Consider the following 24,729-nt stretch of genomic DNA (forward strand, 5'->3'; position numbering starts at 1 on the left):
GATTGAACCGTGGAGGAGAACGGACATGAGAACCAACTGGGCCGCGATGCTCGCCGCTGGCGTGCTCGCGATGTCGCAAGGCGCGGCGCTGGCGCAGATTAAGCTCGGCGTCGCCGGCCCGATGACGGGAGCGAGCGCGGCGTTCGGGGCACAATTGAAGAATGGCGCGGAGCAGGCGGTCGCCGACATCAATGCCGCGGGCGGCATCCTCGGCCAGACGATCGTGCTTTCGAGTGGAGATGATGTCGGCGATCCCAAGCAGGGCGTCTCGGTCGCCAACAAGTTCGTCGGCGACGGCGTCAAATGGGTCGTCGGCCACTTCAACTCCGGCGTCACCATGCCGGCGTCCGAGGTCTACGCCGAGAACGGCATGCTGATGATCAGCCCCTCGGCGACCAACCCGAAGATCACCGAGCGCGGCCTGTGGAACGTGTTCCGCACCTGCGGCCGCGACGATCAGCAGGGTCTTGTCGCCTCCGGCCACATCGCCAAGACCTTCAAGGGCAAGGTCGTCGTCGTCGTCCACGACAAGACGACCTATGGCCAGGGGCTCGCCGAAGAGACCCGCAAGGGCCTGCACGCCGCCGGCATCAAGGAAGCGCTCTATGAAGGCGTCAACACCGGCGAGAAGGATTTCTCGGCGCTGGTCTCGAAGATCAAATCGGCCAAGGCCGACCTGCTTTATTGGGGCGGGCTGCACACCGAGCTCGGCCTGATCGTCCGCCAGATGCGCGACCAGGGTCTGACGACGGTGGCGATGGGCGCTGACGGCATCACCTCCGACGAGTTCGCCGTGATCGGCGGCCCAGGCACCGAAGGCACGCTGATGACCTTCCCGCCGGATCCGCGCAAGCGCGCCGCGGCTGCCGAAGTCGTCAAGCGCTTCGAGGTCAAGGGCATCAACCCCGAGGCCTACACGCTCTATTCCTATGCCGCGGTCCAGATCATGAAGCAGGCGGCCGAGCAGGCGAAATCGCTCGATCCGAAGAAGGTTGCCGCCGCGATGCATTCGGGGATGACGTTCAAGACCGTGCTCGGCGACATGTCCTATGACAAGAAGGGCGATCGCACCAACCTCGACTACACCGTCTACACTTGGAAGAAGGGCGGCGACGGCAAGATCACTTATGTCGAGAACTAAGGGCTAGAGCATTTTCGAGCGAAGTGGGCACCGGTTCGCGTGAAGAAAATGCGATAAAAACAATACTCTAGCCGGTGTCGGTGGCCTCCCCTGGCGGGACACCGGCAGGACGCCGCTTCGCTCAAGGCGAGGCGGCGTTTTCGTTTCAGCACTTCAGCGCTGCTGCGATCAGGCGCTGGGTATAGTCCTGCTGCGGCGCCTCGAAGATCGCCTCGGTCGGTCCGCGCTCGACGACCTTGCCGTCCTTCATCACCATGATCTCGTCGGCCATGGCACGGACCACGGCGAGGTCGTGGCTGATGAAGAGGTAGGAAAGGTCGTGCCTCGCCTGCAGGTCCTTGAGCAGGGCGACGATGCTCTGCTGCACGGTGCGATCGAGCGCTGAGGTCGGTTCGTCGAGCACCACCAGTGCCGGATGCAGGATCATGGCGCGGGCGATGGCGATGCGCTGGCGCTGGCCGCCCGAGAACTCGTGCGGGTAGCGGTTGCGGAGCGCCGGGTCGAGGCAGACCTCGATGAGCGCCGCCGCCGCCCGACGCTCGCGCTCGGCACGCGACAAGGCGGGCTCGTGCACGAGCAGTCCCTCGGTGATGATCTCGCCGACGGTGAGGCGCGGCGAGAGCGAGCCGAACGGGTCCTGGAAGACGAGCTGCAGGCTCTTGCGCAGCGGCCGCATCGCGGCGCGGTCGAGCGGAGTGAGCGCCCGGTCCTCGAAGCGGACGGTTCCAGAAGAGGGAAGGAGCTTGAGCAAAGCGCGCCCGAGCGTCGATTTGCCTGAGCCGGATTCGCCGACGATGCCGATGGTCTGGCCACGCTTCAGTGTCAGGTCGACGCTGTCGACGGCGTGCAGCACCGCCTTCTCGCGCTTGAGGAAGCCGCGCGAGAGGTCGAACGAGACGCGCAGGTCGCGGGCTTCGAGTAGGACGGGCGCATCGGGCGGCGGCGGTGCCTTGTGGCCGTGCGGCTCGGCCGCGAGCAGTGCGCTGGTGTAGGGATGCTGCGGCGCTTCGAAGATCGCCTGCGCCGGCCCGCTCTCGACCACTTCGCCGGCCTTCATCACATAGACCCGCTCGGCATATTTCCGGACCAGACCGAGATCGTGGCTGATCAGGATCACCGCCATGCCGAGCCGCTGCCGGAGCTCGGCGATCAGCGCGAGGATCTCGGCCTCGATCGTGACATCAAGCGCCGTCGTCGGCTCGTCAGCGATCAGGATGTCGGGATCGTTGGCGAGCGCCATCGCGATCATCACGCGCTGGCGCTGGCCGCCGGAGAGCTCGTGCGGATAGGAATCGAGCCGCCGCTCTGGATGCGGAATCCGCACCAGCTTCAGCAGTTCGAGCGCCCGTGCCCGCGCCGCCTTGCGTGACAGACCCTGATGCTTGCGCAAGGGCGCCGCCATCTGCGCGCCGATCCGGAACAGCGGATCGAGCGAGGTCATCGGCTCCTGAAAGATCATCGCGAGCTTCCGGCCGCGATAGCTGTTCAGGACCGCGGGCGGCAGCTTGAGCAGATCGACCTCGCGATAGCGGATCGTGCCGGTGACCTCGCCATTGCTGGCGAGAAGGCCCATCGCCGCCATGACGGTCTGGCTCTTGCCCGAGCCGGATTCGCCGACGACCGCGACGAACTCGCCGGGGCCGACATCGAGATCGATCCCGCGTACCGCGTCGCACGGGCCGTCATTGGTGCGGAAGCGAACCTTCAGGTCGCGGATGGCAAGGATGGGCTCGGCGGCGGTCATGGTGCGCACCCCCTCCCCCCTTGTGGAGGAGGGTTGGGGAGGGGGGTATCGATGGCGATTGGCAGGAAAGCTCCGCGAGACGCAGGTCGAGAGCGCCCATGCTCAGCAACCTTACGGCCGACTACCCCCCTCTCTAACTCTCCCCCACAAGGAGGGAGAGGACAGGTCGCGGCTCCCATGCACTTTCTCATCTCAGCGATCCCTGGGGTCGAGCGCGTCGCGCAGGCCATCGCCGAGGAAGTTGAGCGCGAACAGCGTCGTCACCAGGAAGGTGGCGGGGAAGATCAGCATCCACGGCGTCGCCTGGATGGCGCGCGCACCGTCCGAGATCAGCACGCCCCAGCTCGTCATCGGCTCCTGAATGCCGAGCCCGAGGAAGGAGAGGAAACTTTCGAGCAGGATCACCTTCGGCACCAGCAGGGTGACATAGACGACGACCGGCCCGAGCGTGTTGGGGATGACATGGCGCTTGAGGATGCCGCCGGTCGAGACGCCGAGCGCTTCGGCCGCCAGCACATAATCCTGCCGTTTGATCGAGAGCGCCTGGCCACGGACGATGCGGGCCATGTCGAGCCATTCGATCGCGCCGACGGCGAGGAACATCAGGATGAAGTTCCGACCGAAGAAGACGACGAGCAGGATGACGAAGAAGATGAAGGGCAGGGAATAGAGCACGTCGACGATGCGCATCATCACCATGTCGATGCGCCCGCCGAGATAGCCGGCGGTCGCGCCATAAATGACGCCGATCACCAGCGCGACACCGGTGGCGAGCAGGCCGATGGCGAGCGAGACCCGGCCGGCGATCAGCGTGCGGGTGAGCAGGTCGCGTCCGTTCGAGTCGGTGCCGAACAGGAAGTGCTGGCGCTTGATCGGGACGTCGAGCGTCAGCCGCCGCCCCTCCTGCTCGCTGCCGGTGATCACCGGCGTGCCGAACTGGTCGGAACGGTCGAAATAGACGAGCAGGCGCTGGTCGATCGGCCGCTGCGCGGTCAGCACCAGCCGGACTCGGGTCGCGTCCGCCACGATCTCGCTCGGCGTCGCCCTGATCCGCGATGCGATGCGCTGCACGGCCGCCGGCAGCGCCTCGGCCTTGGGATAGGCGGACAAGCTGGCGGGTACGCGGACATAGTCCTGATAGACCCGGTCGTAAGCATGGCCGGTCACGAGCGGGCCGGCGACGCAGGCCAGCATCATCAGCGCCAGGACGGCGAGGCTCGCGACCGCGGCGCGATTGCGCAGCAGGCGGATGCGGGCGTCCTGCCAGAGCGAGCGGCCGACGGGCGGGGCAGGATGGGCGGCGAGATCGCTCATCGCCTCAATCCAGCCTGACGCGCGGGTCGAGCAGCGCGTAGAGGATGTCGACCACGAGATTGAAGACCAGAACGAAGATCGCGACGACCACCACAGTGCCCATCACCAGCGTGTAGTCGCGGTTGAGCGCGCCCTCGACGAAGTAGCGGCCGATGCCGGGAATGGCGAAGATCGTCTCGACCACCACCGAGCCGGTGAGCAGGTTCGCCGCCGCCGGCCCGAGATAGGAGACGACCGGCAGCGCCGCGCCGCGCGCGGCATGCAGCGCGATGGTCGTGGTCGAGAGGCCTTGGGCTCGGAGTGTGCGGATATGGTTGGCGCGCAGCGTCTCGATCATCGCCGCGCGTGTCATCCGCGCGATCACGGCGATCTGGGGGAGGGCGAGTGTCACGATCGGCAACACGGTGTTGCGGAAGGCGCCGCCGTTCCAGCCGCCGACGGGCAGCCAGGCGAGTGTCAGCCCGAAGACGATCTGCAGCACTGGCGCGACGACGAAATTCGGAATGGTGATGCCGGCGGTGGCGAAGCCGATCACGGCATGGTCGGCAGCGCGATTCTGGCGGAAGGCCGCGACCATGCCGAGCGGGCCGCCGATCGCGAGCGCCAGCAGCAGGGCCGAGGCACCGAGCCGGATCGAGACCGGCAGGCCCTGCGCAAACAGTTCGCCGATCGAGAAGTCGCGGAAATAGAAGGACGGGCCGAAATCGCCGCGTAGCAGCGCTCCGAGGTAGGTCAGGTATTGCTGGAACAGCGGCTGGTCGAGCTTGTAGATGCGCCGCAGGTTCTCCATCACCTTGGCTTCCAGCGCCTGCTCGAGATCGAACGGCCCGCCCGGCGCGACGCGCATCAGGAAGAACGAGATCGTCACGATCACGAACAGGGTCGGGATCGCGGCGGCGAGGCGGCGCAGGATGTAGGTGAGCACGGGGCTGGTCCCTACGTCATGCTCGGGTTTGACCCGAGCATCTCATGAGCGCTGGCGCTTGCCCGCTGCGGCCTGAGATGGCCGGGGCAGGCCCGGCCATGACGCGTTTGGAGTCACGGCTTCAGGCTCATGAAGCGCGTCGGCAGCGCCCCGCGCAAATTCTGCTGGAAGCCCTGGACCTTCGGCGAGACCAGGTTCTTCGAGGAATAGTAGAGCACCGGGATCCAGGGCACGTCGGCTGCGAGGATCGCGTCCGCCTCGCGCAGGATCGCGGCGCGCTTGACGATGTCGATCTCGTCGGCGCCCTGCTTCATCAGCGCATCGAACTTCGGGTTGTCGTATTTGCCGGAGTTGAAGCCCTTGTTGTCGCTGAGGAACAGGAACAGGAAGTTCTGCGGGTCGGAATAATCACCGATCCAGCCATAGCGGGCGATGTCGAAATCGCCGCCGTCGCGCAGCAGGGCGAAATGGGTCTTGCCGTCGGTGTTGATGAAGCTGGTCTCGACACCGATCGCCTTCCACTGCTCGGCGATCGCGATGACGGTGCGGCGGTTGTTGTCGGTGGTGTTGTAGCGCAGCTGGAGGCGCAGCGGCATGCCGGGCCCGAAGCCCGCGGCGGCGAGCAGCTTCTTCGCCTCGTCCTCGCGGTCGAGTGGGGAGGTGCCCTTGAAGTCGGCTTCGGCGCGTTCGCCGTAATTGCCGATATTCGGCGGGATCACGCCATAGGCCGGCAGCATGGTGCCGCCCCAGATCTCCTCGGCGATGAACTCCCGGTCTATCACCAGCGAGAGCGCGCGGCGCACCCGGATGTCGTCGAACGGTTTTTTCGCGGTGTTGATGATCAGGAAATAGGTGCCGAGATAAGGCGAGACCTTGACCTGGTCCTTGCCGAGCTTCTCGCGCAATTGCTGGATCTGATCGGCCGGAATGTCCGATGTCATCTGCAGTTCGCCTGCCTGGAAACGGCGGGCGGCAGCGGAGAAGTCGGGCGTGGGATAGTACAGGACCGTGTCGATCTGCACGTTCGCGGCGTCGTGGAAACTCTTGTTCTTCTCCAGGCGGATATGCGAGTTCGGCACGAACTCCTTCAGCGTGTAGGCGCCGTTCGAGACCCAGTTCTCCGCCTTGACGAAGTCCTTGCCGAATTTCTGGACGGAGGCCGGATGGACCGGCAGCCCGGTCTGATGCGTCAGCAACTCGAGGAAATACGGCGTCGGCCGTTCCAGCGCGATTTCGAGCGTCCGCTCGTCGATCGCCTTGACGCCGAGGTCATCGAGCTTGGCGCCTTCGCCTGATTTGTTGATCTTCTCGGCATTGCGGATCGGGTAGAGGATATTGGCGTATTTCGCCCCGGTTTCGGGATTGACCATGCGCCGGAACGAGAAGACGAAGTCGCCCGCCGTGACCGTGTCGCCATTCGACCATTTGGCGTTGGCGCGCAGCTTGAAGGTGTAGCTCTTGCCGTCCGGCGCCATCGTCCAGCTTTCGGCGACGCCAGGCACCACGCTGCCGTTGATGTGGTGGATCACCAGGCCTTCGGAGAGGTCGCGCAGCAGATGCGCTTCGCTGACCGTCGAGGTCTTGTGCGAATCGAGCGTCTCGGGATCGCCATCATTGCCGCGATGGAACACGACCTGCGCCATGGCGGCGCCAGCAAAGGTGCTGGCAAGCGCAAGAAAAAGGCCGCTCGCCAGCGCGAGCGGCCGGATGGCACGCCTGATTCCGGATTGACGGTGGATCTCAGCCATGAGCGCTCTCCGAACTCTTCGGACGGGCCCCTTCCCGCTCGTGGCTGGAAGTATGGGCCTATCGCGCCGCGCCCGCCAAGAGCGAAAAGTCGGTATCAACCACTGATGCTAAGCCACTGTCCCGCTTTTGAAAGCTGGCTCAGAAACGACTTCAACAGAGCGCTCTCCCAAGGTCAGCCGGCGGCTGCCCGCCCCTGCGCCTCGGCGACCGCGACCGCGGTCATGTTGACGACACCGCGCGCCGTCACCGAGCCGGTGAGGATATGCACCGGCTTGGCCGCGCCGATCAGGATCGGACCGACCGGAAGCGCATCGGCCAGCACCTTGGCGAACTGGTAGGCGATGTTCGCGGCGTCGAGATTGGGGAAGATCAAGACGTTGGCGATGCCCTTCAGGCGCGAGGACGGCAGCACCCGCTCGCGGATGGCGGCGACGAGGGCGGTGTCCGCCTCCATCTCGCCGTCGCATTCCAGCTCCGGCGCGCGCTCCTGGATCAGCTTGACCGCCTTGCGCATTTTGATCGAGCTCGGCGTATCGGCTGCGCCGAAATCCGAATGCGAGAGCAGGGCGATCTTCGGCTCGATACCGAAGCGCGTGACGTGGCTCGCGGCCAGCACCGCCATGTCGGCGATCTCTTCCGCCGTCGGGTCATGCTTCACATGGGTGTCGGCGAGGAAGAAACCGCCCTTGCTGGTGATGATCAGCGTCATCGCTGCGAGGTCGCAGACGCCGGGTTCCAGCCCGATGATGTCGCGGATATGGCGCAGTCGCGAGAGGAACCGGCCTTCCAGCCCGGTGATCATCGCATCCGCTTCGCCGCGCACGACGGCAAGTGCCGCGATGACGGTGTTGTTGGTGCGCACCAGCGAGCGCGCCGCCTCGGGCGTGATGCCACGCCGGCCGGCAATATCGAGATAGGTCTGGACGTAATCGCGATAGCGCGGATCGTCTTCCGGGTTGATCAGCTCGCAATCGATGCCGGGCCGGATCGTCAGGCCGAAGCGCTTGACCCGGGTCTCGATCACCGAGGGGCGGCCGATCAGGATCGGGATCGCCATGCCCTCCTCGATCGCGATCTGGGCGGCGCGCAGCACGCGCTCGTCCTCGCCCTCGGCATAGATCACCCGCTTCGGATCGGCCTTCGCCATGGCGAAGAGCGGCTTCATCAGGAAGCCGGAGCGGAAGACGAAGCGCGACAGGTCCTCGCGATAAGCCTCGATGTCGATCAGCGGCTTCTTGGCGACGCCGGTGGCCATCGCCGCCTCCGCCACCGCCGGTGCGATGCGCAGGATCAGGCGGGGGTCGAACGGATTGGGGATCAGCGACGTCGCGCCGAAGGTCTGGGACTCGCCACCATAGGCGCGTGCGGCGATATCGGAGGTCGCCTCGCGGGCGAGGGCGGCGATGGCGCGCACGGCGGCGAGCTTCATCGCCTCGTTGATCGTCGTTGCCTGTACGTCGAGCGCGCCGCGGAAGATGTAGGGGAAGCACAGGACGTTGTTGACCTGGTTCGGATAGTCCGAGCGGCCGGTGCAGATCATCGCGTCCGGGCGGACGGCGAGCGCATCCTCAGGTGTGATCTCGGGGTTGGGGTTGGCGAGCGCCAGGATCAAGGGCTTCGGCGCCATCTGCTTGGCCATTTCGGGCTTCAGCACGCCCGCGGCCGAGAGGCCGAGGAAGATGTCGGCGCCGCCGATCACCTCGGCGAGCGTGCGGGCCTCGGTCTCCTGGGCGTAGATCTCCTTCCAGCGGTCCATCAGCGTGTTGCGGCCCTTGTAGACCACGCCGTCGAGATCGGTGACCCAGATGTTCTGCGTGCGGGCGCCGAGCGAGACGAGGAGGTTGAGGCAGGCCAGGGCAGCCGCGCCGGCGCCGGAGACGACGATCTTCACCTCGCCGATCTTCTTGCCCGCGAGGTCGAGCCCGTTCAGGACGGCGGCGCTGACGATGATCGCCGTGCCGTGCTGGTCATCATGGAAGACCGGGATGTTCATCCGGGCCTTGAGCTGCTCCTCGATCTCGAAGCATTCGGGCCCCTTGATGTCCTCGAGATTGATGCCGCCGAAGGTCGGCTCCAGCGCGGCGACGACCTCGACGAATTTCTCGATGTTCTTCTGCTCGACCTCGATGTCGAAGCAGTCGATGCCGGCAAACTTCTTGAACAGGACGGCCTTGCCCTCCATCACCGGCTTGGAGGCGAGCGGGCCGATGTCGCCGAGGCCCAGTACGGCGGTGCCATTGGTGATGACGGCGACGAGGTTCTGGCGCGAGGTCAGTTCGGCCGCCTGGCCAGGGTCGTCGACGATCGCTTCGCAGGCGGCGGCGACGCCGGGCGAGTAGGCGAGCGCCAGGTCGCGCTGGTTGCCGAGCGGCTTGGTCGCCTGGATCTCGAGCTTACCGGGCTTGGGCAGGCGGTGGTAGACGAGGGCGCCTGAACGAAGGTCCGCCGACAAGGTGCTTTTAGCCATCCCCACGCTTCCTCTGCGCCGCCATTGCTTGCTGACGAGGTCGCGCGGAAAGGGGGTGGGCGTCAAGCGGGGCCGGGCGGCGAAAGACTTGTGCCGCAGGACAAACGGGATCGAGTTTCGCGAGCAGGCGCGGCAGGATCGATCAAAATCCACGCAAGTGGCGGCTCGTGAAACAGCCGTGAAACAAAACTAAACATTACAAAGAAATAATGATTTCAAAGGCCTCTAACGTTGCAGACTGCCTTTCGTCATACGCCCGCGATTTGGTCCCGGTGGGCGTCCTCGGGAGGGGTTGATGGAAGCGACGCGGTCCGCCTTCGACGAAGTCGTCTCGTTGCGTCAGGCCAAGCAGCTGATCCAGTGCATGGCGCATGAGCAGAGCTTTCTGCTTCTCTCGCCGCCGGGGCTCGGCAAGTCCGAACTGGTCTATGAAGCCGCACGCGAGGCGGGCCTACCTTGCCGCTCCCTGCTCGGCACGCAGATTGCGCCGGAGGACGTGAGCGGCATTCCGCGCATCGTCGGCGAGCGCTCGGTCTTCTGCCCGCCGCGCGTCCTGCTGCCGGAAAAGCCCGAGCCGTTCTGTCTTTTCCTCGACGAGCTGCCGGCCTGCTCGCCCGATGTCCAGAAGGCTTTCTATTCGCTGTTGCTGGAGCGGCGGCTCGGCGAACACGCGCTGCCGAAGGGCACCTGGGTCGTCGCGGCTGGCAACCGCTTGCAGGATCGCGCGCTGGTGCGGGCGATGAGCTCGGCGCTGGTCAACCGCGTCACCATCCTGCAATTGCGCGTCGATACCGACGATTGGCTGGCTTGGGCCCAGCGCGCAGGCGTGCGGGCCGAGATCCGCAACTTCATCGCGACGATTCCGGACGCGCTGATGCGGCCGGTGCCGGCGGAGCCCGTGCCGTTTTCGACGCCGCGCGCCTGGACGTTGCTGTCGCGCGCGCTCGACATGGCCCAGAAGGCCGGCCTGCTCGGCAACGAGACCCGGCGTGCGCTCGCCTTCGGCCGGCTTTCGCCGGAGGACGCGGTGGTGTTCTGCGCGCTCGCCGAGGATTCGATCGGCGCGGTCCGCCCGCTCGAGGACTATCTGCGCAAGCCCGAACTGCTGCCGAAGGGTGATTCCGCCCGCTGGTTCATCCTCGACTGCATCCGCCAGTTCGTCAGGGATGGCCGCGCCGCTGGCATCAAGGCGCCAGTGATCAACCGCTTCCTGCGCAGCCTCTCCCACGAGCACCAGCTTCTCGTCCTCAACGACATGGTCGAGATCTGGGGCGCGCTCGGGGCGGACCGCGCCATGTACGACCTCCTGCGCAAGGTCGCGGCATGAGCGCTGCGACCGATCTTACGCCCGCCGACCGCGCCACCCATGCGCGCATCATGAAGGGCCTGCGGCTGGTCACGGCGCCGTTCCCGCATCTGGCCGGGCTTGCCGCCGCCGTGCGCGTCGAAATCGACGAACGCGTACCGACCATGGGTGTCTTCGCCTCCGGGCGCCTGCTGGCGAACCCGTCCTTCACGGCCAGGCTCTCCGGTGACGACCTGATCTTCGTGCTCGCCCACGAGCTGCTGCACCTGGCGCTGCGGACCCATGACCGGGCCCGCGGCAGCGCTACGCTCGAGTTCAACTACGCCCACGACTACATCATCAACGACATGCTGCGGCATGCGCTCGGCACCACGACGATCCCGGCCGGCGGCCTCGATATGCCCGGTGCCCGCGAGCGATCGGCCGAGGACATCGTGCTGGAGATGCGTCGCACCGGCAACTACATGCCGTCGCGGACGCAGGTCTGGGAGGGGCAGGTCGTCACCGTCGAGCAGGTGCTCGGCGCGGCACGGCAAGCGCCGGCGGGTTCGATGGGCGATGCGCTCGATACGAGACGCGAGCGCGAGCTCTTCCCGGAGGACAGCGCCGACCAGGCCGAGCGGGCGCGGGCGGTCCGCGATCTCGCAGGGCGCGGCATGGTGCTGGCGAAGGCCATGGGCGTGATGCGCGGCAGGGGCGATAGCCCGGGCGGGCAGCAGCAGAGCGTGCGGGCGCAGCGCGGCTTCTTTCACACGCCCTGGCACGTCGCGCTCCAGCCCTGGCTTGAAGGCGTCGCGCCGGGCGAGCGCACCTACACCCGCGCCTCGCGCCGCGGCAACGACCACAGCGACGTCGTAATGCCGGGCCGCAAGCGCTATTCCTGGATGCTGAACGTCATCCTCGATACCAGCGCCTCGATGGGCGACGACATCCCGAAGGCGCTCGGTGCCATCGCCGATTTCTGCGATGCGGCTGGGGTCGATGAGATCCGTGTCGTCCAGTGCGACACCGTCGTGACCTCCGATGAGGTGCTCTCGCCAGCGGCGCTCGCTGAGTATCAGATCAGCGGCTATGGCGGCAGCGACCTGACACCGGCGCTGGCTGCACTGGCGGATGATCCGCGCGTGACCTCCGCCATCGTTATCACCGATGGCGACATCTCCTATCCGAGCGAAGCCGTCCCCTATGCGGTGCTGTGGGCGTTGCCGAAGAGCTCAACCTCGTTCCAGCCGTCCTATGGCCGGGTCGTCGTCATGCAAGCGGGAGGCGCATCATGAAAGTGGTCCAGGATCTCGTCGCCTATTTCGACAAACGCGGGAAACTCTCGCGCCGGCAGCTCAAGACGCTGCTCGAGCAGAACTCGATCGCCTCGGAAGCGCCGACGAACATGCACGGGCTCTGCGAGAAGGTCGGCGCCGTCTATTACTTTCGCGTCACGGGCACCGTTGAGGGCCAGCTCTGGGGCACCGATATCTATAGCGGCGACTCGTCGATCGGCGCCGCGACCGTGCATATGGGGCTGCTCAAACCGGGCAAGACCGCCGTCTTCAGGGTGACGGTGGTGACGCCGCCGGAAGAGTTCCCCGGCACCGAGCGCAACGGCGTCACCAGCACCCAGTACGGCCGCTATCAGTACGCTTGGAAGCTGTCGGCGATCTGAGACTGCGGTCTGGTCCGAGCCTCACGCCGCCAGCGCGCCGACGCCGCCATCGTGTAGATGGCAGGCGGCGACATGGCCCGTCGCGATCTCCTTCAGCACCGGGCGCTCGGCCCTGCAGCGCGGCCCTGCCTGCGGGCAGCGCGGATGGAAGTGGCAGCCGGATGGCGGGTGCAGCGGCGAGGGGATCTCGCCCTTCAGCGGCGCGAAACGCTTCTTGCGCGCCGCGATCGACGGCACGTTGGCGAGCAGCGCCTGCGCATAGGGATGCTGCGGGCCTTTGAACAATTCGGCCGCCGGCGCAGCTTCCACGACGCGGCCGAGATACATGATCACGACCCGGTCGGAGAGATGGCGCACGACCGAGAGATCGTGGCTGATGAACAGATAAGTCAGGTTAAGTTCGTCGCGCAGCTTCATGAAAAGATTCAGGACCTGGGCCTGAATCGATACATCAAGTGCGGCCACGCTCTCGTCGCAGACGAGGAATTGCGGCTTGACCGCCAAAGCGCGCGCAATGCCGATGCGGGCGCGCTGGCCGCCGGAGAACTGGTGCGGATAGCGCCGGCGATAGGTCGAATCGAGCCCGACCCGGTCGAGCATCTCGGCGACGTATGAATCCTGCTGCGCCTTCGGCACCAGCCCGTGCACGACCGGCGCCTCGCCGACGATATCGGTGACGCGCAGGCGCGGATTGAGCGAGGACATCGGGTCCTGGAAGATCATCTGGATGGCGAGCGTCGCCGCCTTGCGCTCCTCCGACGACATCTCATCGGTGTAGCGCCCGCGCCAGGAGACGCGGCCGGAGCTGGCGTGGTGGACGCCGGCGACGACGCGCCCGAGGGTCGACTTGCCGCAACCGGATTCGCCGACGAGCCCAACGACCTCGCCCTGGCGGATCGAGAGATCGACGCTGTCGACGGCATGGACGACCTGCTCGCTGTAGTTGGCGCCGAGCAGGTTGGCGAATTTCGAGGCGGCGTCGAGCGGCTTGGTGAAGCGCTTGGAGACGCCTTCGAGGGTGAGGATCGGCGTAGTCATGCCGCGACTCCGGCGAGGTTCAGCGGGTGGTGGCAGCGCACGCCGCGTGCTCCCGGGAAGGGGGTGACGTCGGGGGCGAGGGCGAGGCAGTCGGCCTGCGCGTAATCGCAGCGCGCGGCGAAAGCGCAGCCCTGCGGCAGCCGCGCCAGCGACGGCGTCGAACCTCTGATCTGGCGCAAGGGGGCGCCGGGCTCGCCTTCGGCCGGCAGCGAGCCGAGCAGCCCGCTGGTGTAGGGATGGAGCGGGGTATCGAGCACCGGATCGACCGCGCCGGTCTCGACGATGCGGCCGGCATACATCACCGCGATGCGGTCAGCGAGGCCGGCGACGACGCCGAGATCATGGGTGATCCAGACCAGCGCCGTGCCGGTGTCGGCGCAAAGGCCCTGCATCTCCGCCAGGATCTGGCTCTGGATGGTGACGTCGAGCGCCGTGGTCGGCTCGTCGCAGATAATCAGGGGCGGGCGGTGCAGCAGGGCGATCGCGATCGCGACGCGCTGGCGCATGCCGCCGGAGAACTGGTGCGGATAGGCGTTGAGCCGCTCCTCGGGCGAGGGGATGCCGACCCTGGCGAGCGCGTCGCGGGAGCGCTCGCGCGCCGCCTTGTGCGAGACCTTGTCATGGGCGGTGACGGCCTCGATCATCTGGGTGTCGACGCGCAGGACGGGGTTCAGCGTCATCATCGGATCCTGGAAGATCATCGCGACCTCGCGGCCACGGACCTTGCGGAAACCGTCCTCGTCGAGCCCGACGAGTTCCTTGCCGTTGAGCTTGATCGAGCCCTCGACGATTCGTCCGGGCGGGTCGATCAACCCCATCACCGAAAAGCCGGTGACCGATTTGCCCGAGCCGGATTCACCGACGAGGCCGAGCACTTCGCCGCGCTCGACATGGAAGGAGACGCCATCGACCGACTTCACCGTGCCGGCGCGGGTGAAGAAATGGGTCTTGAGGTTGGTTACCTGGAGGACGGGGCTCATGGCATGTCCTCGTTGATGCGATCTCCGTTGCCGGTTGGTGCGCGGGAGCCCTCTCCCCTTGTGGGGGAGGGTTGGGAGGGGGGTATGCAGGGCTCTGCGCTCTCCAAAAGGCCCTGGGCCGCCGCTGCAATCGTCAGCACCACGCTTTCGAATTCGTTCAAGACTTGCCAGTTACTGAAGCGGAGTGTGTGATAGCCTTGTTCGGCGAACCACGCATCCCGACGGAGGTCGGAGACCTGCTGCTGTCCGACGCTATGCTGGTCGCCATCGATTTCGACGATCAGCTTCGCGCTGTGGCAGGCGAAGTCGGCGATGTAGGGGCCGATCGGCACTTGCTTTCGAAAATGTGCACTGCCTGTGCGATGAGCTTTGAGGTCGTGCCAAAGCTTCTTTTCCGGCCCGGTCATGTCCTTGCGTAGTTGCTTTGCGCGACGGCGCTGGGCTGGTCTGACCTCGGCGTGCGGCATACCCCCCTCCCAAACCCTCCCCCACAAGGGGAGAGGGCTTTGCGTCGCGGTTCCGGCAAAATCTGGAGCAGCGATCATGCTCACTTCTCCAGGCGCGGGTTGAGCACGTCGCGCAGGCGGTCGCCGACCAGGTTGATCGAGACGATCGTCATCAGCAGCGCAAAGCCGGGGAAGACCGAAATCCAGTAACTGCCCGAGAGCATGTACTGGAAGCCGTTGGCGATCAGCACGCCGAGCGAGGGCTCGGTCTGCGGCAGACCGACCCCGAGGAAGGAGAGTGTCGCTTCCAGCGAGATGGCGTGGGCCGTCTGCACGGTGACGATGACGATCACCGGGGCGAGGCAATTCGGCAGGATATGGCGGAAGACAGTGCGGGCATGGGACAGGCCGAGCGATTGCGCCGCCTCGACATATTCCTTACGCCGCTCGACCAAGGCCGAGCCGCGCACGGTGCGGGCATAATAGGCCCACTGCACCATCACCAGGGCGATGATGATCTTGTCGACGCCCTTACCGAGGCCCGCCACCAGGATCAGTGCGACCAGCACCGAAGGCAGCGAGAGCTGCAGGTCGACCAGGCGCATGATCGCGTTCTCGGTGCGCCCGCCGACATAGGCTGCGATCAGGCCGACCGCCGAGCCGATCGTCGCCGCCAGGATGCCCGAGAAGGCGCCAACCATCAGCGAGATGCGCAGGCCGTAGAGGATGCCCGAGAGCAGGTCGCGGCCGACGCCGTCCGAGCCGAGCCACATGGTGAAGCCTTCACCGGAGGTCGCGCCGGGCGGCTGGCGCGAATCCATCACGTCGACGCTGGCGAGATCGTAGGGGTTTTGCGGCGCGATCAGCGGCGCCGCCAGAGCGAGCAGCACGATCAGGATGAAGAGGACAAGGCCGAACAGCGCCAGCCGGTCTTCGATGAAGGAGCGGACGAAGCGCCGGAACGGCGTCTCTTCCTTGGCCTCGACCGGCGGTGCGGCGGCGGGCAGGGCGGCTTCGCTCATGATGTCGCCTCCGTCAGACGTACGCGTGGGTCGAGTGCCGAATAGACCAGGTCGACCAATAGGTTGATGGTGACGAACAGCACGACGACGACCATGACGTAGGCGACGATCACCGGCCGATCGAGCCGGGTGATCGCCTCGAGCAGCAGGCGGCCCATGCCGGGCCAGGCGAAGATCGTCTCGGTCACCACCGAGAAGGCGACGAGTGAGCCGAATTCCAGGCCGAGCACGGTGACGATCGGGATCATGATGTTCTTCAGGATGTGGACGCCGACGATCCGGCTCTGCGACAGGCCCTTGGCCCGGGCGAACTTGACGTAGTCCATCAGCGCCGCCTCGCGGGCGCCGGCCCGCGCCAGGCGGATCACCAGCGAGATTTTGAGCAGTGCCAGGTTGAGCGCCGGCAACGCGACATGCTGCCAGCCTTTGAGCGAGAGCAGCGAGGTCTCCAGGCCGAAGATCGAGACGGTCGGTCCGCGCCCGGTCGCCGGCAGCCAGCCGAGGCCGACCGCGAAGGTCAGGATCAGCATCAGCCCAACCCAGAAGGTCGGCAGCGAGAAGCCGAGGATCGAGACCGCCATGATGAAGCGCGAGAGCCGGCTCTCCGGCTTCAGGCCGGCATAGAGCCCAAGCGGCAGACCGATCACGATCGCCAGCACCAGCGCGACGAAGGCGAGCTCCAGCGTTGCCGGCATCCGATGCAGGATCAGCTTGATGGCGGATTCGCCATGGACGAAGGAGCGGCCGAGATCGCCCTGGGCGGCGTTCTTCAGGAAGACCAGGAACTGTTCCCAGATCGGCCTGTCGAGCCCGAGCGCGCGGGCCGTCTCGGCGATCTGCTGCTGGTCCATCTCGGGCGAGATCAGCATGTAGATCGGGTCGCCGACGACGTTGACGCCGAAGAAGACGATCACGAGCATGGCCGCGATGACGAAGAGGGCTTGCGCCAGGCGGCGCAGGATGAATGCCAGCATGGTCCGGGGCCTTCCGGATCGTTCAATCCGGCTCCAGCTTAAAGCTGGAGCAAGTTAAAGATAGAGCCGTTCCGCGCGGCCGATACCGGCGTGATGCCGGGAGGCGGGCGCGCATGGAACGGCTCCGGGGGGTGTTTCCGCCAAGCGGGCCGGGCTCCGGCCCAGCCCGCCATTGGCGGCGTGTTCAACCGGTCCGGCTCAGTCCTTCCGGATGCCGGTCGCAAGCGTGTATTCGTCGGTGCGGGCCAGCACCTTGACGCCCTTGCGGGAAGCCCAGGTGTTCAGCTGGTAGTGCGTCGGGATCAGCCCGACATCGTTCATGCTGATCTCCATCGCCTCGGCCAGAGCGGCATCGCGCTTGGTGTCGTCGACGGTGCGTAGCGCCTCATCGACCTTGGCATCGAAGGTCGGGTTGGAGTAGCGGCCGCGATTGGTCGCACCCATGCCCTTGGCGGGATCGAAGGTGGCGAGCAGCGCCTTCAGCGAGTCCGAGGATTCGCCGGTGCCCGCGCCCCAGCCGACCAGGATGAAGGAGAACTCGGGCACGTTGCCCTGACCACCTTGCGAGGCGCGGGTGAAGAAGTTCGCCGACGGCAGCGTCTCGACCTCGGTCTCGATGCCGAGGCGCGAGAACATCTGCGCGACGGCCTCGATGATCTTGGTGTCGTTGAGATAGCGGTTGGTTGGCCCGTGCAGCTTCATCTTGAAGCCGTTCGGATAGCCGGCCTCGGCGAGCAGCTTCTTGGCGCCGTTCAGGTCGAAGGCGGTCGGCTTCAGCTTCTTGGAAGTGCCGAAGAAGCCGTCGGGCAGGAGCTGGCCGGCCGGGATCGCTTCCTTCTCCATGATGCGATCGACGATTCCCGGGCGATTGATCGCCATCGACAGCGCCTGGCGGACCTTGAGGTTGCGCAGCGGGTTCTTGATCTCGGAGCCGTCCTTGCCCTTGATGAAGGGCGAGACCTCGCGGAAGTGATCCATGTGGAAATAGATCACCCGGTTCGAGACCGTGCTCGCGACGCTGAGCTTGGCATCGCCCTTGAGGCGGGCGACGTCTGAGGTCGGCACGTTCTCGATCACGTCGAGATCGCCGGCGAGCAGCGCCGCGACGCGGGTCGGGGCCGAGGTGATCATGCGGTAGGTGACCTTCGACCAGGGCTCCTTGCCGCCCCAATAGCTCTCGTTCGGGGTCAGCACGACGCGGTCGCCGGCGACGTATTCAGTCTGCTTGTAGGCGCCGGTGCCACCGGTGGTGCACTTGCCGAGGTTGAAGTCCTCAGTGGTGGTGTCCTTGCACTTGGCCGGGATGATGCCGAAGGTCGAGAGATCGGTCGGCACCAGCGGCGCTGGCGTCGCGGTCTTCACGCGAACGGTGAAGTCGTCGACCTTGGTGAATTCCTTGCCGCGGACATAGGCGGAGAAGCTCGACGGGCTCTTCGGCACGTTCGGCGCGCGCTGCATGGTGGCGATCACGTCATCCGCCGTGAACGGTGTGCCGTCATGGAACTTGACGTTCTTGCGCAGCTTGAACTCCCAGGTCGTGTCGTCGATCGCCTTCCAGCTCTCGGCGAGCAGAGGCTTCAGCGCCTGCTTCTCGTCCTGCCCGACCAGCGGCTCGTAGATGTGCCGCGCCAGCATGTTGTTGGGGGTGAGGTTGTGATAGTGCGGGTCGAGCGAGCTGAGCTCGGCCGACAGGCCGATCTTGAGCTCCTGGGCTGATGCGAGGCCGGCAATGAGCGTGAGCGGGGCTGCAAGAGCAGCCATGCCAGCAATGCGGCCAGCAGATTTCGTGATTTTAATCATAGGAATGAACCTCCCGAGTTCTGGCGCTATTTAGGCCAAGCGGGGCCCCCTCCGCCAGCGGGCGTGAGAGAATTTTCTTCTACAATTTACGGTTATCCTGAGTGAGTTCTGCAATGGTGAGACGGGTCTGCTCGAAGTGGTATGAGCCACCTGTGTAGTAAACGATTTTCATTTATTATATTGAATCTAAGAAATAGATCCACATCTAAAATCTTAGATCGCCGGGAGCAACGAAGCAAAGTAGTCAAAATTAACAACCGCCTTATCAAGTTTGGATCGGGCCGAAAGACTTCTGAGTTCTGCAAATGCTCGCGCTTGGCAATTTACCTGTTTTTCAGGGTTGAATTCAATATCAGTGTAGCCGTCGTACTGAACTTTGGCCTCGATCCACTCGATATGGTTCGCTAGTGCTCGTATGTAGAGCCAGTCGTAGAAAGCATTTTTAGGACTAAGAGGGTAACGTTTCCCTTGGAGTTCAAAGCCAACTAAGCGACCGCAATCTAACTCGCGAATATAGCGCTTTGCCTGTCTTGGTTCGTATTCGAAAATTTGGAGAGAGGGGCCGCATTCTTCGAATACCTTGGATCCTTGATAAACGCTTTCAAGCGGCAGCATCCTTCCGTCTATTTCGATCTTTAAGCTAAATGCACTAAGCTTACGACCGACAGGTTCTTCTGATTTAGTAGAAATCTCTAAAACACATTCGATGCCATCGCGCTTTGCTGCTGCATGAAGTGCCATAATATTCTTCTTCTTCTGACTTTCAGCAAAGCCAGATGACCAAGAAAAATCGAAATTCCGCTCCTGAACGAGCAGGGTTCCTTTGATATTGGGGAGGAAAACAGGTCTGCTAGCCACGATATCGCTCAACGACTAAGTTTCTCGGCACCGAGTTAGGAACAAGTACTTCGAATTTTTCTGCGGCCCGAAGTCGCGCGTTTATCTCGGGGTTCTTCCATTCCATGCGCGTGTAGATCACTTCAGCGTCAAGCTGGTCGAGAGCTTCAGCGACCGGCAGGTTTACTACACCATTGGCATTAGCAACGCCGAAGGCGATCCTGGCGCCGGGAATCCGAAGCACTTCGGAACTGATGCCGAGGTAGAATGAATTATTCTGCCTCCCTTCTTGCCCAGCGCGATACCTCATACCGTGGTTCCGCGTCATGCATAGGCTCACGTATGGGTCGATGCCACGTTGCAGGTCCAGATTGCGGCTCAGTTCATTACCACCAGGGGCCGGTGGAGGCCATAATCCTCGTGCACGCAATTGCTGTTTCGAGAGAATGCCGAGTTGCAAAATGCCCGGTAGGTTAGATTCGTCGGTAAAATGGTACAAATGCTTGTGTTGTGCACTGTTGTCGATCAACCGTATCAGTTCGTCGAGCGTCATTTAGTTTCCCCCCACGACGCGATTTAAACAGGCGTAGTGGCTCGCCGGCAACCTATGCGTTAGACGGAGCACCGTCACACATGGAGGCTGAAGCGCGAAAAGGGGAATGCACACCCGCAGGTATGCAGCATCCATCACCTTGATGGCGATAGCGCGCTCAGAACGCCTTGAAGGTGATGATCGTGTGGGTGTCGGCGATCTCGGGGATCGACTGCACCTTCTGGGCGACGAAATGGCCGATGTCGACATCGGCCGCGACGTGGAACTTGGCCAGGATGTCGTAATTGCCGGCGGTCGAGTAGATCTCCGAGGCGATCTCGCGGTCGGCGAGTTCGCTGGCGACCTCATAGGTTTTGCCGAGCTTGCATTTGATCTCGACGAAGAAGGTCTGCATCGCGCGCTCCGGATTCCTCAAGCCCTTCGATAGCCGCTGGCGCGGGAAGATCAAGCGCCGGCGAGTTCGGCGATGCGGCGTGTCATGGCGCTTTCCGGATCGGGAAGCGTGTCGAGCACGGTGAAATGGTTCGCGCCGTCGATCTCCTCATAGCGGGTGCGAACCCCTTCGAGGCCCCAGACGTCGGTAAGCTGGCGGCTCTGCTTGTGATACTCAGCGCTCTCGGCCCCACCGACGACCGCTTCCATGACGAGCCCGGATGGTGCCGGCCAGAACAGCGGGCTTTCCCGCTCCGCTCCTTCGAGCGTGAGCCCCAATGCCTGGTTGATGCTGGTTTCGGCCAAAGGCTTCAGATTATAGAGGCCGGAGATGCCGTAAGCGGCGGGCACGATCTGGTCGGGAAGCTCCGGATCGACACTCTTCCAGCCCGTCGCCAGCAGGCAGGCGGAGAGCTGGCCGCCAGCCGAATGCCCCACCGCGACCACCGGCAGATTGTAGCGCAGCCAGATCGTCGCGGCAGCCTGCTGCAGCTCCCAGACGATATGGCCGACCTCGACCTGCGGGCAGAGGTCGTAGCCGGCGACTGCGACGGGGACGCCGACCTGGTTGAGCCCGCGCGCCATGTGCGAGAAGTAGCTCGGATCGAGTGCCTGCCAGTAGCCGCCATGGATGAAGAGCACGATCGCCTTGCTCTTCACATCCTCCGGCTTGAACAGGTCGTAGGTCTGGCGCGGTCCCTCGCCATAGCGGATGCCGAGCTCGCTGACGGCGACTTCGCGATAGGCGGCCGCATCGCGGGCCCAGCTGGCGATGATGCCGGGATGCCCCGGCACGCGGGCGCGGTTGTTGTACTCGGTCTCGTAGTCGACGGGCATCGGATCCTGATCTTGCTGCGCCTCGGCTGTCGCCGCCGGCTCGGTTCGGGGGCAGTTTGCGCCATGCGCACCCGGCCGGTCGAGGTCTTTTGACAGGGGCTGCGACAAACGCGACAAGACGCAGCCTCGATCGCGCCGGAGCCGCCCATGGACAACCCTGTTCTCGCCGAAGTCACCCGTGGCAGCACGGTCGAATCGCGCCATCGCGGCTCGGTGATCGTCGTCGACGCCGACGGGGCCGTGGTGCTCTCGCTCGGCGATGTCGAGCGGCCGGTCTTCCCGCGCTCGGCGGTCAAGGCGCTGCAGGCCCTGCCGCTGCTCGAAAGCGGCGCCGCTGACCGTTTTGGTCTGACGCCCACGGAGATCGCGCTCGCCGTCGCCTCGCATTCCGGCGAGGAGCGCCACGCCGAAACCTCGCTCGCCATGCTGAAGAAAGCCGGCCGCGACGCCTCATGCCTCGAATGCGGTGCGCATTGGCCGATGGGCGAGGCGGCGACGCGCGCGCTCGCCAAGGCTGGGCGCGAGCCGAGCGCGCTCAACAACAACTGCTCGGGCAAGCATGCCGGCTTTATCTGCCTGTCCTGCGGCATCGACGAGGACCCGGCCGGCTATGTGAACGGCGCCCATCCGGTGCAGCAGGCGGTGCGGGCCGCGCTGGAAGAGGTTACGGGCGCTCCGCACAAGGCTGAGCTCTCCGGCACCGACGGCTGCTCGATCCCGACCTATGCCGTGCCGCTGAAAGCGCTGGCGCTCGGCTTCGCCCGTTTCGGTACCGGCAATGGCCTCGGCCCGAAGCGGGCCGAGGCGGCGCGGCGCATTCGCGAGGCGGTCGCCGCCAACCCGTTCATGGTCGCCGGCACAGGCCGCTTCGACACCCGCTTCATGGAGGTTTTCGGCGCGCGCGCCTTCATCAAGACCGGAGCCGAGGGGGTCTATTGCGGCACTTTGCCGGAACTCGGCTACGGTATCGCGCTGAAATGCGATGATGGCGCCGGCCGCGCCACCGAGATTGCCATGGCCGCGCTCGTCGAGCGCTTCCTGCCGCGCCAGGGTGATGATGAGGTCGCCTTCGCGCCCTTCCGCGAGACGGTGCTCAAGAACTGGAACGGCATCGAGGTCGGTCGCGTCCGCGCGGCGGAGGCGCTGCGGCCGCGCGCTTGACGACAAACGCGGGCCGGCGCGAGGCTCATCGTTCGCCTTCGGGGCCCGCCTCATGTCGCACGCTTCCGTATCGCCTGAAAAACCCATCGCGATTGGCCGCGCCGGTGCCTTCGGGCGTGACCTGCTCGCCGGGCTGACGCTCGCGGCGATCACGATTCCCGAGCAGATGGCGACGGCTCGCCTCGGCGGCTTCGAACCGCAGCTCGGCTTCTACGCCTTCGTCGCGGCGACGCTCGGCTTCGTCCTGTTCGGCGCGAGCCGCGTGCTGACGGCCGGCGCCGATTCGACGATCACGCCGATCTTCGTCAGCGGCCTTGCGGCGTTGGCTGTAGGTGGTGCGATCCCGGCAGGCTCGGCGACCCTGCTCGCGATTCTCGTCGGGCTTGCGCTCGTCCTCGCCGGCCTGCTCCGGCTCGGCTGGATTGCCGATCTCTTGTCCGTGCCGGTGCTGACCGGCTTCCTCGCCGGCATCGCCGTCCATATCGCCGTGTCGCAACTTCCCAGCCTGCTCGGCATTCCCGGCGGCGGTCATCACATCGCCGGCCAGCTTTCCGCGCTCTGGCATGGGCTTCACAGCGTCAACCTCATCTCGCTGGCGATCGGCCTTGCGACGCTGGCGATCGTGAATCTGTGCGAGCGTTTTGCTCCACGTCTGCCGGGCGCGCTGCTGGCGCTCGTGGGGGCGACAGCGGCGGTGATGCTCTTCCGGTTGGAGACGCATGGGGTCGCGGTTCTTGGCGCCTTGCCCTCTGGCTGGCCGAGCTTGGCGCCGCCGGTGCTCGACTGGGCCGACATCCGCAGCCTCGTGCCGCTCGCGCTCGTCATCGCACTGGTGGTGATGATGCAGACAGCGACGGTGAGCCGCTCCTTCCGCGATCCGAGTGGTGCCGAGCCCAGGGTCGATCGCGATTTCATCGGTATCGGCGCTGCGAACCTGCTCGCCGGACTCGCCAGCACCTTTCCCGTCAACGCCAGCCCGCCGCGGACTGCGGTCGCCGCCGAGAGCGGTGGCCGCTCGCAGCTCGCGGCGGCGACGGCGGCGCTGATCGTGCTCGCGCTTGCGGTAGCCGGCGGCTCGCTGCTGGCGCAGGTGCCCGTGGCGGCGCTCGCCGGGGTGCTGCTTTTCGTGGCGCAGCGCATCGTCCGGGTCGAGGTCATCCGCCGGATCGCCGGCCAATCGCGATCCGAATTCGCACTCGTGCTGCTGACCGCGGCTGCAATCGTCTGGCTGCCGGTCGAGACCGGCGTTGCCGTCGGGATCGGCCTGTCGCTGCTGCACGGCGTCTGGATGACGACGCGCAGCGAGCCGCTGGAGCAATTGCGCATTCCGGGCACGACGATCTGGTGGCCGCCGGAGCCCGGCCGTCATGGCGAGCAGGTCGAGGGCGTGATTGTGATCGCCTTTCCGGCGCCGCTTCTCTTCGCCAATGCCGAGAGCTTCCGGCATGGCGTGCTCGCGCTGCTGACGGAGCGGAAACCGACGCTGCTCGTCCTCGATGCCGGCGGCATCCCCGCCATCGACTATACGGCGGCGCAGGCCTTGCTCGCCGTCGCAGAGGCCTGCCGGCAGCGGGGCGGCATCTTCGCCATTGCCCGGGCCGAATCCGTGCGTGCGCTCCAGGCATTGGAGGATTTCGGCGTGATCGCCGAGATCGGGGCCGAGCATGTCTTCCACAGCGTCGAGGAGGCGGTGAGGGCGCTCGCGCCGGCCGCAAAGGGGGCGTCATGAGCTATTCGGTCGAGCCGCGGCTGCATTCCGTCGCCATTACCGATCTCATGCCGACGCAGATCAGCGTCGGCATGCGCGAAGTCGAGATGAAGCGGGTCCATTGGCGGGCGGAGCGCGAGGAGAAGGGTGCGGATTTCCTCGGCCGCCATGCCGTCCCGGTCGTGATCGGCCCAAAGCGTCGCCTCTACCTGATCGACCACCACCACCTAGCACTCGCTTTGCACCTGGAGGGCGAGCAGGAGGTGCTGACCACCGAGGTCGCCGACCTGTCGCGGCTCGGCAAGGGCGAGTTCTGGAGCGTCCTCGACAATCGCTGCTGGATGCACCCCTTCGATGCAGAAGGGTCTCGGCGCGGTCATGACCAAATTCCGCGCAAGGTCTCCGGCCTCGTCGACGATCCCTATCGTTCGCTGGCGGGAGCGCTGCGGCTTGCCGGCGGCTATGCCAAGACGGAGGCGCCGTTCAGTGAGTTCCTCTGGGCTGATTTCCTGCGCCGACGCATCAAGCCCGACCTCGTCAGGCGCTTCTTTGCCAAGTCGCTGAGCAAGGCTTTCGACCTCGCCCGGACGCGGGAGGCCGAGCATCTGCCGGGCTGGTGCGGCCCCTCGGACTGA

Annotated in this window: 22 protein-coding genes; 7 read left to right on the plus strand and 15 right to left on the minus strand. The window is 65.4% G+C overall.

Annotated features, from left to right (window positions below; genetic code table 11):
• Positions 1-25: 25 nt before the first annotated feature.
• Positions 26-1,141, plus strand: coding sequence for a branched-chain amino acid ABC transporter substrate-binding protein (locus ACSQ3M_RS22550; RefSeq protein WP_436152315.1), 1,116 nt, complete (start codon positions 26-28; stop codon positions 1,139-1,141).
• A 145-nt stretch (positions 1,142-1,286) separates the two neighbouring features.
• Here the strand turns inward: ACSQ3M_RS22550 and ACSQ3M_RS22555 are convergent, their stop codons facing one another.
• The 5 genes from ACSQ3M_RS22555 to ACSQ3M_RS22575 all read right to left on the minus strand — a co-directional run bounded on the left by ACSQ3M_RS22555 (position 1,287) and on the right by ACSQ3M_RS22575 (position 9,340).
• Positions 1,287-2,885 (minus strand): ABC transporter ATP-binding protein, encoded by a 1,599-nt coding sequence (locus ACSQ3M_RS22555; protein WP_436152316.1) that lies wholly within the window; start codon positions 2,883-2,885, stop codon positions 1,287-1,289.
• 192 nt (positions 2,886-3,077) lie between these two features.
• Positions 3,078-4,199, minus strand: a complete 1,122-nt coding sequence (locus ACSQ3M_RS22560) for an ABC transporter permease subunit (RefSeq protein WP_436152317.1) — start codon at positions 4,197-4,199, stop codon at positions 3,078-3,080.
• 4 nt (positions 4,200-4,203) lie between these two features.
• The gene (locus ACSQ3M_RS22565) at positions 4,204-5,124 is read right to left on the minus strand and encodes an ABC transporter permease subunit (RefSeq protein ID WP_436152318.1); all 921 of its coding nucleotides are present in this window, start codon (positions 5,122-5,124) and stop codon (positions 4,204-4,206) included.
• A gap of 113 nt (positions 5,125-5,237) precedes the next feature.
• A complete protein-coding gene (locus tag ACSQ3M_RS22570; RefSeq protein WP_436152319.1) occupies positions 5,238-6,872 on the minus strand; it encodes a peptide ABC transporter substrate-binding protein in 1,635 nt (544 codons plus the stop codon).
• Positions 6,873-7,045: 173 nt separating this feature from the next.
• Positions 7,046-9,340, minus strand: a complete 2,295-nt coding sequence (locus ACSQ3M_RS22575; protein WP_436152320.1) for an NADP-dependent malic enzyme — start codon at positions 9,338-9,340, stop codon at positions 7,046-7,048.
• A gap of 295 nt (positions 9,341-9,635) precedes the next feature.
• On the opposite strand from ACSQ3M_RS22575, the gene ACSQ3M_RS22580 reads away from it, so the two are divergent.
• The 3 genes from ACSQ3M_RS22580 to ACSQ3M_RS22590 are packed head-to-tail and all read left to right on the plus strand — an operon-like array spanning position 9,636 to position 12,306.
• Positions 9,636-10,667, plus strand: coding sequence for an AAA family ATPase (locus ACSQ3M_RS22580; protein ID WP_436152321.1), 1,032 nt, complete (start codon positions 9,636-9,638; stop codon positions 10,665-10,667).
• A complete protein-coding gene (locus tag ACSQ3M_RS22585; RefSeq protein WP_436152322.1) occupies positions 10,664-11,923 on the plus strand; it encodes a vWA domain-containing protein in 1,260 nt (419 codons plus the stop codon). Before ACSQ3M_RS22580 ends, ACSQ3M_RS22585 begins: the two co-directional genes overlap by 4 nt.
• Positions 11,920-12,306 carry an LCCL domain-containing protein gene (locus ACSQ3M_RS22590; protein ID WP_436152323.1) on the plus strand — a complete coding sequence of 129 codons (387 nt, stop codon included), beginning with the start codon at positions 11,920-11,922 and terminating at the stop codon, positions 12,304-12,306. Before ACSQ3M_RS22585 ends, ACSQ3M_RS22590 begins: the two co-directional genes overlap by 4 nt.
• Before the next feature lie 21 nt (positions 12,307-12,327).
• On the opposite strand, the gene ACSQ3M_RS22595 is transcribed toward ACSQ3M_RS22590, so the two are convergent.
• The 10 genes from ACSQ3M_RS22595 to ACSQ3M_RS22640 all read right to left on the minus strand — a co-directional run bounded on the left by ACSQ3M_RS22595 (position 12,328) and on the right by ACSQ3M_RS22640 (position 21,225).
• On the minus strand, positions 12,328-13,344 hold the full coding sequence (locus tag ACSQ3M_RS22595; protein ID WP_436152324.1) for an ABC transporter ATP-binding protein: 1,017 nt from the start codon (positions 13,342-13,344) through the stop codon (positions 12,328-12,330).
• Positions 13,341-14,324 carry an ABC transporter ATP-binding protein gene (locus ACSQ3M_RS22600; RefSeq protein WP_436152325.1) on the minus strand — a complete coding sequence of 328 codons (984 nt, stop codon included), beginning with the start codon at positions 14,322-14,324 and terminating at the stop codon, positions 13,341-13,343. Before ACSQ3M_RS22600 ends, ACSQ3M_RS22595 begins: the two co-directional genes overlap by 4 nt.
• Entirely contained in the window at positions 14,321-14,791 is a 471-nt protein-coding gene (locus ACSQ3M_RS22605) for an endonuclease domain-containing protein (protein ID WP_436152326.1), read from the minus strand. Before ACSQ3M_RS22605 ends, ACSQ3M_RS22600 begins: the two co-directional genes overlap by 4 nt.
• An 80-nt stretch (positions 14,792-14,871) precedes the next feature.
• Entirely contained in the window at positions 14,872-15,792 is a 921-nt protein-coding gene (locus tag ACSQ3M_RS22610) for an ABC transporter permease (protein WP_436152327.1), read from the minus strand.
• A complete protein-coding gene (locus ACSQ3M_RS22615; RefSeq protein ID WP_436152328.1) occupies positions 15,789-16,766 on the minus strand; it encodes an ABC transporter permease in 978 nt (325 codons plus the stop codon). The genes ACSQ3M_RS22610 and ACSQ3M_RS22615 overlap by 4 nt, the downstream gene beginning before the upstream one ends.
• Positions 16,767-16,964: 198 nt before the next feature.
• Entirely contained in the window at positions 16,965-18,527 is a 1,563-nt protein-coding gene (locus ACSQ3M_RS22620; protein WP_436152329.1) for an ABC transporter substrate-binding protein, read from the minus strand.
• 252 nt (positions 18,528-18,779) lie between these two features.
• Positions 18,780-19,436 carry a DarT1-associated NADAR antitoxin family protein gene (locus ACSQ3M_RS22625; protein ID WP_436152330.1) on the minus strand — a complete coding sequence of 219 codons (657 nt, stop codon included), beginning with the start codon at positions 19,434-19,436 and terminating at the stop codon, positions 18,780-18,782.
• Complete coding sequence (locus tag ACSQ3M_RS22630; RefSeq protein ID WP_436152331.1) at positions 19,417-19,956, minus strand: DarT ssDNA thymidine ADP-ribosyltransferase family protein; 540 nt, start codon at positions 19,954-19,956, stop codon at positions 19,417-19,419. Before ACSQ3M_RS22630 ends, ACSQ3M_RS22625 begins: the two co-directional genes overlap by 20 nt.
• A gap of 157 nt (positions 19,957-20,113) precedes the next feature.
• A complete protein-coding gene (locus ACSQ3M_RS22635; protein WP_038361355.1) occupies positions 20,114-20,350 on the minus strand; it encodes an Lrp/AsnC ligand binding domain-containing protein in 237 nt (78 codons plus the stop codon).
• Positions 20,351-20,400: 50 nt separating this feature from the next.
• Positions 20,401-21,225: an alpha/beta hydrolase gene (locus ACSQ3M_RS22640; RefSeq protein ID WP_436152332.1), complete on the minus strand. Its 825-nt coding sequence runs from the start codon at positions 21,223-21,225 to the stop codon at positions 20,401-20,403.
• A gap of 147 nt (positions 21,226-21,372) precedes the next feature.
• On the opposite strand from ACSQ3M_RS22640, the gene ACSQ3M_RS22645 reads away from it, so the two are divergent.
• Genes ACSQ3M_RS22645 through ACSQ3M_RS22655 form a run of 3 tightly spaced genes read left to right on the plus strand, consistent with a single transcriptional unit; the run spans position 21,373 to position 24,729 of the window.
• Positions 21,373-22,386, plus strand: a complete 1,014-nt coding sequence (locus ACSQ3M_RS22645) for an asparaginase (protein ID WP_436152333.1) — start codon at positions 21,373-21,375, stop codon at positions 22,384-22,386.
• A 52-nt stretch (positions 22,387-22,438) separates the two neighbouring features.
• Complete coding sequence (locus tag ACSQ3M_RS22650; RefSeq protein WP_436152334.1) at positions 22,439-24,115, plus strand: SulP family inorganic anion transporter; 1,677 nt, start codon at positions 22,439-22,441, stop codon at positions 24,113-24,115.
• Positions 24,112-24,729 carry a ParB-like protein gene (locus tag ACSQ3M_RS22655; RefSeq protein WP_436152335.1) on the plus strand — a complete coding sequence of 206 codons (618 nt, stop codon included), beginning with the start codon at positions 24,112-24,114 and terminating at the stop codon, positions 24,727-24,729. The genes ACSQ3M_RS22650 and ACSQ3M_RS22655 overlap by 4 nt, the downstream gene beginning before the upstream one ends.

This window comes from Allobosea sp. LjRoot90 (genome assembly GCF_964254315.1).
GTDB lineage: Bacteria > Pseudomonadota > Alphaproteobacteria > Rhizobiales > Beijerinckiaceae > Allobosea.